General features: G+C 38.8%; 3 protein-coding genes. All 3 read left to right on the plus strand.

Annotated features, from left to right (window positions below; translation table 11 throughout):
- The first annotated feature begins 26 nt into the window (after positions 1-26).
- The 3 genes from AAYQ05_RS10490 to AAYQ05_RS10500 all read left to right on the plus strand — a co-directional run bounded on the left by AAYQ05_RS10490 (position 27) and on the right by AAYQ05_RS10500 (position 14,483).
- Positions 27-1,094 carry a BamA/TamA family outer membrane protein gene (locus AAYQ05_RS10490; RefSeq protein ID WP_343543176.1) on the plus strand — a complete coding sequence of 356 codons (1,068 nt, stop codon included), beginning with the start codon at positions 27-29 and terminating at the stop codon, positions 1,092-1,094.
- Between the two features lie 413 nt (positions 1,095-1,507).
- Entirely contained in the window at positions 1,508-13,504 is an 11,997-nt protein-coding gene (locus AAYQ05_RS10495) for a PKD domain-containing protein (RefSeq protein ID WP_343543178.1), read from the plus strand.
- 55 nt (positions 13,505-13,559) lie between these two features.
- Positions 13,560-14,483, plus strand: coding sequence for a PorP/SprF family type IX secretion system membrane protein (locus tag AAYQ05_RS10500; RefSeq protein ID WP_343543180.1), 924 nt, complete (start codon positions 13,560-13,562; stop codon positions 14,481-14,483).
- The last annotated feature ends 7 nt before the right edge of the window (positions 14,484-14,490 follow it).

The following is a 14,490-nucleotide window of genomic DNA, read 5'->3' on the forward strand; positions in this document are numbered from 1 at the left end:
TAAGTTTCACCAAACAAATTTATACAATGAGGCATCTTCTACTCCTATTCTTTTTTACAGCTTTTATATCTTCTTGTTTCGGTCAAAAAATTAAAGATTCTGTTACTGAAAAACCTAAAGAAAAGAAAATTGAATTAAGGGTAATGCCATATTTGAGTTATAACAGAAATCTTGATTTTATGTTTGGTGTTATTCCAATGGCGATGTATAAAGTTAATCATGCCGATACTATTTCTCCTAAATCATTGTCTGGAATGTCGGCCATTTATACTACTAACAAATCTTATGTTTTGGCTTTCTTTAATAGATGGTATTTGAAAGAAGACAAATGGCGATTCAAACTTTTCTTTTTTACAGGAAATCAGAATTCGCAATTTTATGTTGATGATGTAGATCAGCCCGATTTTTATGATTATGGAACCAAAACAACTATTTTAGGCATCGGTGGACAAAGAAAAATTGTTGGTAAATTTTATGGAGGACTATCGTATACATATTCCCATTACAACACAGTATATGAAGATAATATTTCTCCATCGTCGGTTTCACATAGCAATGCTTTAGTTGTAAACTTATTATATGATACAAGAGATGCCGTTTATTACCCTACAACAGGATACAAAATTAAATTGGACTGGTCTACTTATCCCGATTTTTTAGATAATGATCTGGCATCTAACAGAATATCCTTTCAAGCCAATAGATATATTCCAACTAGAGATAATAAAGATGTCATTGCAGTTCGTGCTTTTGGCAAATTCGGACTTGGAAATGTCGCTTTTGAACAGCAAAGCACAATTGGAGGAACAGATATTCGCGGATATTCTGAAGGAAAATATAGAGGGGCTGGATTAATGGATATTCAAGGCGAATACCGATACAACTTTGGACAGAAAATGGGATTGGTTGGCTTTTTTGGTATTGCAACAATTTATGGTTCTGACACTCCAAGCTTTGATTGGAAAATGTACCCTGGTGGCGGTGTTGGATACCGATACAATCCATTCAAAAAATCAAAATTCAATGTTGGTCTAGACGGTGCGGTTGGTAAAGGAGATTGGGGAGTTTATTTTAGAATTGGCGAAGCTTTTTAATTTTCAGAAAGATTATAACGAAGGGCTGTCTTAAAAAGGCAGCCCTTTCTTATTTATATCATAATTAACATTCTATATCTCTCTACTAAGTCTTTTTTGACGGTTTGAAAACTAAATTTGATTAAAATATTTCACACTGCTTAAACTTTTTTGTAAAAATAAGACTAAGTCCACTTTTATAGTAAACGCTTACTGACGCTATTATAAAGCGTTTTATTGTTTCAAAATATGTTTTTTATGTTTCATTTTATAATCTGCAACATACAAAAAAAAATTTCACAACTATCTTTCTTTAAATTTGAAGTAACCCCAAAATATATTCTAAATCTTAACTACGATTAATGCTCAAAATCAATTTATTAATTTAAGGTAGTTATAAATTTGCTGTGCTGCCTTTTCATTCCTGATTGCTTATGGCACAATTTTATTTTTCTTGGAGAACTTGCACTTTATCAAAAAAACTAGTTTTTGCTGCATTGATAATTTTTCTTACTGCTTTTCAATCAAATGCACAAAACTGTACTGTAAACGCCGGAGTATTAAATACAACCATTTGCGCAACCGACGCAATGGTTTTAACTGGAAATAATCCGAGTCCAATTATTGGCACTGTCAAATGGACTCAAATCTCTGGTCCAGCAGTAACTATTAATTCACCAACAAGTTCAAGCACAACCGTTTCTGGATATACCGGTGGAAACACCTATATTTTTAGATATAGCGCGACCTGCGGCGATGGAATTACAGCTTATCAGGATAAAGTTGTAAATGTTAAGCCTATTACTACCGCAATTGCAGGAGGCAACATAGCAAGCTGTCCAAATAGTTCTGGAAATTTATCTATTACAGCAAATGCCCCTCAAAATACAGGAGAAACTGGTCGCTGGGAAATCGTTGGAGCTAACAATGCTGGCGTAGTAATTAATTTTCCAGATCTGCCAACCTCAACGATAACTTTGCCTTCTACAAGCTGCGGTGTTACGACGCTTCAATGGGTTATTGAAGGTCCTGAATACGCTCCAGGTCAGCGCTGTAGAACTACTTCTCAGATAACTGTAACCAATTATGGAGGTGTTAAACCAGTTTCAGCAGGGCCAGATCAAACGCTCAGTAATTGTTATACTACCACACAAAGCACCAATCTTGATGCAACTTATGGCGGTTGTGGCCTTAACGGCCAAAATGGTCAGTGGACTTTTGTAAGTGGTCCAAATACGCCAACAATTGCCAATCCTAGCGCTAATAATACAGGAGTTTCAAATCTTGTTCAAGGAACTTACACTTTTCGATGGACTGTAACCGGGCCTTGTGCTTCTGGTAATGATACAGTTGTAATTAATGTTCCTGCCGCTACACAAGATGTTACGACTCTTCCTGGTGGCGATGAAAATATTTTCTTTTGCGACAATACTATTAATCAAGTAACTTTAGTAGCACAAACTCCTTTATACGCTGGAGAAACTGTTCGATGGACACAAATAGCTGGAGATTCTGGTGCAGTAATTGTTTCTCCAACAAACCCTACTACATTAGTTACAAATATATCTGATGCTGGTGATCCATATACGTTTAGATATACGCTTACCAATAACAACACAGGTTGTGTTTTTACTAAAGATTACCATGTACAGTATAACGGCGCAACAAGAACCATTGTTGCCAATAATGGCGATGATATGGTTGGAAGCTGTAATGCAACTGTGTTTACAATACCTCTTACCGTTACAGGAACTGGAGTAAATCAGTATCGAATTGTAACAGGACCAGATGGCTCTCCTCTTGGCCCCTTTCCTACTGCATTGCAAGATGCGGGTAATTCTTTGACTTTAACCCTTACTACACCAGGAGAATATACCGTTGAATTTATCAGAAGCCAAAACGGATCAATTCTTGCTGGCTGCGATTATGGTTTTGACACTCTAAACATTCTTGTTTCTGGTGATCCTACTCCATCTAATGCAGGATCTGATGTAAGCTTGCCTTGCGGTGATACAAGCACTATGCTTTCTGGAGTTGTAACTGGAGATGGCATGCATTTTTGGAGTCAGCTTAGCGGACCAAATCAGGCAGTAATTGCAGATAATTTTGCTATAGACACGCAAGTTACAGGGCTTATTCCTGGAACTTATGTTTTTCAATATATAACCAAAGGAGGCGGTGCAACCTGTGGTTTTTCAGTTTCGACAGTAACTATTTATGTATCTGATACTAATTTAGGAACTCCAGATGCGGGACCCGATCAGATTGTCTGTGCCAATTCTCAAGTACTTCTTGGAGCTGTAGCAGTACAGCCGGGTGAAATTGGCACATGGAGTCAAATCTCGGGACCAACTACAATTTCGTTTTCCAATGTTAATGACCCAAATGCGATAGCAACAGGTTTTACAACAAATGTATCGCAATACGAATTGCAATGGACGGTTTCTTATCTTCATCCTGGCCCATCTTGTAGTTCATCTGCGTCCGATACTGTTACAATTAGCACTAATAATTCGACAGCAGCTTCAACATCAGATGCTGGTCCTGATGCTTGTTACCCTTCTGGAACAACTTCTTTTAATCTTAGTGGTAATAATCCTAGTTTTCTAGAAGTGGGTCTTTGGTCTGTAACACCTTCAGCGGGTGTTGTTATTGCAGATACTAGCGACCCTAATACGTTGGTTACCGTTCCAGGAAATGGAACTTATGTGTTTACTTGGTCGATAGAGCCTCTTACAAGGCTATGCGCACCAAATCAGAGCAGTGTTTCGGTTACAATTGCCAATACTCCTCCTGCAGCAAATGCAGGTCCTGATCAAGAAATCTGCGGATCTACTATTACAATGGCCGCTACAGCCAGCAGTGGAGCAGTTGGAACTTGGACTAGAATTTCTGGTGTTGGAGATTACACCATAAGTGATATTCATGATCCAAATGCTGTTTTTACTTTTATCTATAGTGGTTATTATATTTTTAGATGGACAGTAGATGCTTCTGTCTGCGGTCAGGCATTCGACGACGTTAATTTAACAATAGGTATTCCGCCTCACCAAGCTGTTGCAGGACCAGATCAAAACATCTGTGCCAACACCAGCGTTACCATGGCCGGTAGTACTTACGACAGCTTTTTTGAAACTGGACAATGGTCTGTACTAACTGGTGCGCCAAATCAGCCCAATATTGTAGATCCTACTAATCCAAATACTGTAATCAATGGGCTTGTAGCGGGAACTTACACTTTTAGATGGACCATAACTGCAAAAAGCATTTTCTTATGCCAAGGAACTTTTGATGATATGGTTGTAGTGGTGACTCCAGCCGCAGATGCAGGACCTGATCAAACTTATTGTGATGTTACTAGTATTCAGCTTACGGGAAATAAAAATTCAACTGGAACCTGGACACTTACCAGCACATCAGGAAATCCAGCAGCTGTTCATATATCCCAATCTCCACCTAACAGTTATATTGCAAATGCAACTGTTGTTCCAGGAACTAGTTATGTTTTTACCTATACCACTTCTGCTTCAACTTTTCCAGGTGGATCTACATGTCCAGGATCTTCTGATTCTGTAAATGTTGAAATATTTAGCGGAGCAAGTATACCGCCTAATGCTGGTCCAGATCAAACTTTGTGTATATCTGATGTTAACGGAACTGCAACTTTGCAAGGAAATGTTCCGCCACCTGATGTTAAAACTTTTGAATGGCGTTTTGCATCTCAACCTGCTGGGAGCGTAGCCGTAATAACAACGCCTAGTGCTCCGCTTACAACAGTAACAGGTCTAACAGTTCCTGGTTTATATATTCTGGAATGGGTTTTTGAAAGCCCTTCTTGCAGAACATTATCTGATATTGTGAGAATCGTAATGAACGCTCCTCCTAGTGCCGCAAACGCAGGCCCTGACAATACGGTAGCTTGCCAAACAACTTATAAAACGGCAGCCGTACCTCCAGCAGTAGGTATTGGAACATGGACATTTGCCTCTCAGCCTTCTGGAGGAAATGCTGTTATTGACAATCCAAACAGTCCAGTAACTACCTTATCCAATATTAATGTTTTAGGCACTTATGTCTTAACATGGACAGTTACAAATGGCCCTTTTACCAATCCTTCGTTATGTCAGCCAACCTCAGACACAGTCAATATTACTTTTAACGATAATCCACCAACCATAGCCAATGCAGGCCCTGATCAAGAAATGTGTAATGTTACTACAGCAACTATGGCTGCTAATACTCCAATTATTGGCACCGGACTATGGAGTCAGGTTTCTGGACCTAATACGGCAACAATATCGGCTCCAAATAATCCAAACTCGCTGATGTTAAATTTAATCCCTGGAACTTACATATTTAAATGGACAATAACTACAACTGGATGTATTTCTGAAGATACTGTTCAAGTTACAATTTATGCAAATCCATCCACAGCAGAAGCAGGTCCAAATCAAAGAGTTCCTCAATTTACAGCAGTAAACATGAATGCAACTCCCCCAACAGTTGGTACTGGAGAATGGACTCAGGTTTCTGGACCTAGTACTGTAGGTTTTATGGATGCTACTTCTCCCACTACAGCTGTTACAGGAACTGTTCCGGGAATATATATACTACAATGGACTGTCAGCAATGGTAATTGTGCAGTTTCATCAGATACCATGACTCTGACCATTCTTTCAATTGCAGATCTTGAATTAACCAAAACAGTATCACCAGCAACTGGAAGTGTTGGCGACGTTGTCACTTTCAATATAAATGTTTTTAATAATAATTCGTTAGGCGGATCTACTACGGCTACTAATGTCGCTATACGAGATTTTATCCCAATGGGCTTTGCACTTGTTGCCGGAACGGTTAATTCGGGAGGAGTATACAATGTTGGAGACAATACAATTACTTGGAGCGGTATCACAATTCCTAGCGGAAGTATATTAAATTTATCCTTTAAAGCTAGAATTCTTGCTGGAGGATCTTACGTGAACACTGCAGAAGTTGTCGCATCTGACCAATTTGATCCAGACAGTACGCCTAATAACCAAAACCCTTCAGAAGATGATCAGGATAGTGCAACAGTAGTGCTAGATGTAGCCGATTTATCATTACAAAAAACAGTTTCACCAGCAACCGTTAGCATAAATGATAATGTGGTGTTTACTATTAGGGTTACCAACAGCGGGCCTAATAATGCAACTGGAATTACAGTTTCAGACCATTTACCTCCAGGTTTTACGTATGTGAGCGATAATGGAGGTGGAAAATACAATAACACCACTGGAATTTGGAATGTGGGTAATCTAAACAATGGAAACTCTCTTGCCTTGCAAATTACAGCAAAGGTAAATGTCGTGACATCAATGAGTGATTACTTTAATACGGCAGAAATTCAGACCGCACATCAATTCGATCCCGATAGTACTCCAGGAAATGGATTGCCAGAAGATGATATATCAACCGCTTCTGTCTCGCTAAAACAAGCTGATTTGGAACTTACTAAAACAGTAACGCCAACTTCTGCCGCGGCTGGAGACCAAGTTAGCTTTACAATTAACGTAGTAAACAAAGGTCCCGGAAATGCTACTGGCGTTGGTGTAAAAGATGTTATTCCAGTAGGATATACGCTTATCCCTGGATCAGTATCTGCTGGTGGAACCTACCAAGTTGCAACGGCGACACTAGAATGGAGAAATCTAGTATTGCCTGCAAACTCCAATGTCAATCTTACTTTTAATGCTTTTGTTAATCCTTTAGGAAACTACCTTAATATTGCTCAAGTCATAACAAGCGATTTGCCAGATCCAGATAGCGTACCAAATAATAATGTCGCCTCTGAAGATGATCAAGATGATGCTCAAATTACATTTATTGGGCCTTCTGCCGACTTATCGTTAACCAAAAATGTAGTTACGGGTAATACAAGTCCTGTGGTTGGAAGTCAAGTTTCATTTGAACTTAAAATAAAAAATGACGGTCCAAATAATGCAACTGGAGTGCAAGTAACAGATTTATTGCCTTCTGGCTTTCAATACGTAAATTATAGTTCGTCTGCAGGACCATACGACAGCACTACTGGAATATGGAATGTTGGTACAGTCGATGTTGGTGTTACAGAATCTCTTATTCTAGATGCAAAAGTATTGCCCTCAGGAGATTACAAAAACATAACACAAGTTACAGCCAGCAATCTTCCTGATCCTGATAGTACACCTAATAATGATGATGGAGATCAGAGTGAAGATGACGAAGATAATGTTGTGGTAACTCCTATACCTCCATCTGCAGATTTATCATTGACTAAAACGGTAAGTAACGCTACTCCTCTAGTTGGTTCTCTTGTAACATTTACTATTATCACTACAAACAGCGGTCCACAAGATGCCGCTCAAGTCCAAGTAACCGATTTATTGCCTTCTGGGTATACTTTTGCTACTTTCAACGCAACAAGTGGAACTTATGACAGTACAACTGGTTTATGGACTCTGGACATATTAGAAAGCAGTGAGTCTGAAACCTTACAAATTAATGCAATAGTGAATCCAACAGGAGATTATACAAATATTGCAGAGGTTACTAATAGCGATACTCCAGATCCAGATTCAACTCCAAATAACGGAGTGCCAACAGAAGACGATTATGGAACAGCGACGACCACTCCTATTCAGCAGTCTTCAGATTTATCTTTAGCTAAAACTGTTAATAATGCAACTCCATTAGTTGGTTCACTAGTTACTTTTGAAGTAGTTGTGACCAATAATGGTCCACAAGACAATCTTGGCATACAAGTTACAGATCTGCTTCCGTCTGGATATACTTTCACTGGATTTACCGTTTCAACAGGAACTTATGACACCGCTACAGGAATATGGAATGTGGGTAATTTGGTAACGGGTGATGCAGAAACACTTCAGATTGTGGCAAGAGTCAATCCGAGTGGCGATTATCTTAATAAGGCTGAAGTAACAGCTGCTAATCTTCCAGATCCAGACTCTACTCCAAACAATGGGGTTACAACAGAAGATGATTATGCAGAAGCCATAACAACTCCTATTCCTACATCGGCAGATTTATCTTTAACCAAAACCGTAAATAATGCTGCTCCACTTGTTGGTTCGCAGGTAACTTTCAGTATAGAAATAACTAATTCTGGACCACAAGAGGCTAATGGCGTTGCTGTTACCGATTTACTGCCTTCTGGATATACCTATGTGTCGTATAGCGCAACGACAGGAAGTTATAATCCAACAACAGGTCTTTGGACAGTTGGAAACATGCCTATTTCAGATTCTTATACTTTACAAATCACAGCTACAGTAAATGCTTCTGGAAATTATACTAATACTGCTGAAATTACAGCAAGCAGTCAGCCTGATCCAGATTCTACTCCAAACAATGGGGTTACGACAGAAGATGATTATGCAGAAGCCATAACAGTTCCGGTATTAGCATCGGCAGATTTATCTTTAACTAAAACCGTAAATAATGCTGCTCCACTTGTTGGTTCCCAGGTAATATTCAGTCTTCAGGTAAGCAATGCTGGACCTCAAGATGCAGATGTTGTTGCCGTTACCGATTTACTGCCTTCTGGATATACTTACGCATCTTATAGTGCAACAGCTGGAAGCTATAATTCGTTAACAGGTTTATGGACAGTTGGGAATGTAGCAATTGGATCTACTCACACTTTACAAATCACAGCAGTAGTAAATGCAACAGGAAATTATACCAATAATGCTGAAATTACAGCAAGCAATCAGCCCGACCCAGATTCTACTCCAAACAATGGGGTTACAACAGAAGATGATTATGCAACAGCAACGACTACCCCAACAGCACTTTCTTCAGATTTGTCTTTAACCAAAACGGTTAGTAATTCATCTCCGATTGTTAACACAGAAATTACATTTGAAATAATTGTTACTAACAGCGGGCCAGAAGACAATACGGGGGTCCAGGTAACCGATTTACTCCCTGCAGCGTTTACCTTTACCAGATATACCGTTTCAAGAGGAACTTATGATCCTGCGACAGGCTTATGGAATATTGGAAACTTACCAAAAAATCAATCAGAAACATTGCAAATTGCAGCAATAGCAAATGCAATTGGAAATTTTGTTAACATCGCAGAAGTAACCACAGCTGGTCTTCCTGATCCAGATTCTACTCCTAATAATGGAGTAATTTCTGAAGATGACTATGCAAGTGTAGCTGTTCTAACAAGAGCAGAAATACCTCCTCCTCCGCCAGTTTCTGACTTATCATTAACTAAAACTGTAAATAATTTAACCCCACTAGTTGGCTCACAAGTTACTTTTGAGGTTATCATTACCAACAGCGGAAAAGATGATAATAAAGGTGTTCAAGTTACAGATTTGCTTCCTTCTGGTTATACACTTACTGGATATACAATCTCTACAGGAACGTATACACCTGCAACAGGTTTATGGAACGTTGGCAATATTATAAATGGAAAATCTGAAACTTTACAGATTACAGCGACCGTAAATGCAACTGGAAATTATACCAATATTGCAGAAATAACTGCCGCTGATTTTGAGGATCCAGACTCAACGCCAAATAATGGAGTTACTACAGAAGACGATTATGCGACCGTGACAACTACCCCGACATCTCAATCTTCTGACTTGTCTTTGACCAAAACAGTAAATAACACTATTCCCGAAGTAGATTCACTTGTAACTTTTGAAATTGTAGTGACCAATAATGGACCACAAGATAACAATGGAGTGCAAATAACTGATTTACTGCCTTCTGGGTACTCGCTTGTCAGTTTCAGTAATTCAACAGGAATATACAACACAACTAACGGATTGTGGAATGTTGGTAATTTAGCAATGGGCCAATCAGAAACGCTTCAAGTAATAGCGCTTGTTAAAGAAACAGGCGATTACCAGAATATTGCAGAAATAACAGCAGCGGCACTTCCTGATCCAGATTCTACTCCAAATAATGGTGTTACGACAGAAGATGATTATGCAACAGCTATCGTTACTCCTGATAGATCAGGACTATTTTCTGATTTATCATTAACGAAAACAGTCAATGCTATTTCACCGCTTGTAGGTTCTCAGGTAGTTTTTGAAGTCGTTGTAAAAAATGATGGTCCACGTAATAATACAGGCGTAGAAGTAACTGATCTACTTCCTTCAGGATACACTTACAATTCTTACAATATATCAACAGGAACTTACAACCCTACAACAGGAATCTGGAATGTTGGTAATTTAATAAGCGGAAAATCAGAAACACTTCAAATTACAGCTACCGTAAATACTTCTGGGAATTATCTCAATATTGCAGAAATAACTGCTGCAGATGCTCCTGATTTAGACTCAACGCCAAATAATGGAGTTACCACAGAAGACGATTACGCAACAGCGACTGTTACTCCAAACGCACAAGCGGCAGACTTATCTTTAACTAAAACAGTTAATAATACGGTACCATTAGTAGGGTCATCAGTAATATTTGAAGTAATTGCAACTAATAATGGCCCTCAGAATACGACTGGAGTTGAAGTTACCGATTTATTGCCTTCTGGATATACTTTTGCCAATTACAGTGCTACAAAAGGAACTTACAATTCCACAACTGGAAAATGGACAATTGGCACATTCTTAAACGGAGATTCGCACGTATTACGTATAACTGCTATTGTAAATCCAACAGGAAATTATGTGAACGTTGCCGAAGTAACTGCTAGTAACCTACCAGATCCTAATTCAACTCCTGGCAACGGCGTTCCAACCGAAAATGATTACGGTACAGCAACTACTTCTCCTTTAGGACAAACAGCCGATTTATCTTTAACTAAGACAGTTAACAATGCCACTCCATTAATTGGAACACCTGTAACTTTTGAAATAGTCATAACTAATCAAGGACCGCAGAATGCAACAGGCGTAGAAGTAACCGATTTACTTCCTTCTGGTTATACTTTTAGTAGTTTCACAGCAACAAAAGGAACCTATACCAACACAAATGGAAAATGGATTATTGGTTCATTAGCGAGCGGAGACGCGCAAACACTTCAATTAACTGCTACTGTAAACGCGACAGGTAATTATTTAAATACTACAGAAGTTACTGCCAGCAGTCTTCCTGATCCAGATTCGACTCCGAATAATGGAATCACAACAGAAGATGATTATGCTGAAGTTGCAACAACTCCTGTTGTTCCTATGGCCGATTTATCATTGACAAAAGCCATAGTCGGCGGTAATCTTAATCCTATATTTGGTGCTACCGTTACTTTTGAAATAACAGTAAAAAACAGTGGGCCACAAAATGCAACAGGTGTCAAAGTAATAGATATGCTACCAAGCGGTTACGAATATGTTGTATACGCTTCGACAGCTGGACAATATCATAATTCAACCGGAATCTGGGATGTTGGAACAATTCCAAATGGTAGTTCCGAATCTTTATTAATTGGGGCTAGAGTAAAAACTACAGGTGTTTACCAAAACATTGCAGAAGTTTATGCTTCTAACGAATTGGATCCTGATTCTACTCCAAATAATAATGTCAGCGGTGAAGATGATATGAGTTCTGTATTATTAACGCCAGTTCCAGCAGTAGCCGATCTTTCGATAGAGAAAAAAGTAATCAACAACATACTTACTCCTGCAGTAGGATCGCAGATCTCATTCTCTATTACAGTAACCAACTCGGGACCAAGTATTTCTACAGGTGTTACCATAAAAGATGTATTGCCTTCTGGATACGATTATATTTTCTATAATTCGACTTCGGGAGCTTACAATCCTGCAACTGGTGAATGGTCTCCTGGAATTATACTGCCAGGAAATAGCCATACTTTGGTTTTAAACGTTTTTGTAAAAAATCCGACTGGCACTCCTGATGAGTACTTAAATACAGCCGAAATCATGACTGCAGATCAGCATGATCCGGACAGTACACCAGGAAATGGAATTACGACTGAAGATGACTATGACAGTATTTCTGTCACACCAGTAATTGTAATGGCAGATTTATCTATTAAAAAAACAGCACTTAACCAAGATGCAGTTCATGATGTTGGTTCAACAGTTATTTTTACTGTTACTGTTACCAATGATGGACCAGCGGATGCTTCTGGCGTAAGAGTTAAAGATTTGCTGCCTCCTGGATTTACCTATCAGACCAGCAGTCCTACAAGTGGTTTGTACAACTACATTACAGGTATTTGGAATGTCGGAAATATTCCTACTGGAACAGATCAGTCGCTAGATATTTATACAACCGTAAATAAGCCGTCAGGAATACCAGGCGAATATACAAATATCACCGAGGTTATTGCCAGTAATCTGCCCGATCCAGATTCGACTCCAAATAACGGGGTCACAACAGAAGACGATTATGACAGCTTACAGATCAAAATTGCCGTTGCCGATTTAAGTCTAGAGAAAACAGCTAGCAACCAAAATGCAAATGTAAACGAAGTTGTCACATTCACTTTACAGCTTAACAATGAAGGCCCGAGCGTTGCTACTGGTGTCGCTGTTGAAGACTTAATACCGCTTGGACTCAAGAATATCTCAAATATCAATAATGGAGGTATCTTCAGTAAGGATATTATAAAATGGGTAAATCTAACTGTTCCTGTGGGAGGTATTACATTAACCTACCAAGCAACTGTAGCCAATCCGTTTGGACTGGAAAGTGTGGATTATGTTAACATTGCTCAAGTAACAGCCAGCAATCAATTTGATCCAGATTCAACTCCAAACAATGATAACGGAGACCAGAGCGAAGATGATGAAGATTCTGAGTCTATCAACATCCCTTCTACTGATATAGCCATCAATAAAGAAGTAGATAAAACAGATGTTCCAATGGATAGCCAAGTAGTCTTTACCATAACAGCAGAGAATTTAGGCAATTTAACCGCTACAAATGTAGAAGTTCAAGATGCACTGCCTAAAGGATATTCATTAGTAAACTCAGCGACAACTTCTGGAACTTATGATTCTAAAACAGGAATATGGAGCATTCCAACGATCAATAAGGGAACTACCCAAACATTAACGCTAACGGTTAAGGTTATTGATTTTAATGATTATTTGAATAATGCTCATTTGGTTAAATTAGATCAGATAGACACCAATTCGGCAAACAATCAGGATAGCGCTACCGTTTCACCAAACTGTCTGAAAATTTATAATGAGTTTTCACCAAATGATGACGGCCAAAACGATTTCTTCTATATTGACTGTATTGAAAGATATCCAAATAATCAGCTGGAAATTTTTAACCGCTGGGGTAATCTGGTTTACTACCAAAAAGGCTATAAAAATACCTGGGACGGAAAAGCGGAAGGTTCTGCTAAAACGCTTCCTGAAGGAACCTATTTCTATATCCTTGATTTAGGAGACGGATCTAAAAAAACCTCTGGATGGGTTTACCTCAAATAAAACCATCCAGAAAAAAGAAAATTTAAGAATAGGATTAACCAAAATAAAATTGGCTATGATTAAAAATATAAAAAAGGTTTTCGCGATAATAACTCTATTCTCGGTATATGGAGCCTTTGCACAGCAAGACCCGCAATACACGCAGTATATGTACAACACACTCACCGTAAACTCGGCTTATGCCGGTTCGCTGGGACATTTAGCTATAACAGGAATTTACAGAACTCAATGGGTTGGTATTGAAGGTGCTCCAGACACACAAAGTTTTTCATTAGATACTCCTGTCGGGAAAAATGTGGGGCTTGGAATTTCAATCGTAAACGAAGAAATTGGGCCAACAGATGAGCAATATCTAGATGCCAATTTCTCTTACACCATTAAATCGGGAGAAAATCATAAACTTTCTTTTGGAGTAAAAGGAGGCGGACGTGTCATCAATATCGATTGGTCTAAAGGAAGTTACAAAGATCCAGATGTGCAATTTCGTGAAAACATTACAAACAAATTCCTGCCTGTTATTGGAGCTGGATTGTATTGGCATGGAGAAAGAGATTATATCGGACTTTCGATTCCGAATTTTATGACCCGCGAACGTTATACTTATGATGATATCAGCGAAGATTTGGTCAATCAGAGAATACACGTTTATCTTATCGGTGGTTATGTTTTTGACCTTTCAGCACATACCAAATTCAAACCCGCTGTTTTTCTAAAATATGTATCTGGTGCTCCAATGATTGCCGATATATCTGCCAATTTTATGTTCAACAATGCTCTAACTCTAGGTGTTTCCTATCGTACATCTGATTCTGTGAGCGGTTTGGTTGGAATACAGATTACGCCAATGATTATGGCAGGTTACGCTTACGATTACACTACAACCGCATTGCAGAATTACAATAGCGGCACGCACGAAATTATGCTTCGTTTTGAACTGGTTTCACGCAAAAAAGGACTAAAATCACCAAGATTCTTTTAATACGGAT

This window comes from Flavobacterium movens (assembly GCF_039581425.1).
GTDB lineage: Bacteria > Bacteroidota > Bacteroidia > Flavobacteriales > Flavobacteriaceae > Flavobacterium > Flavobacterium luteolum.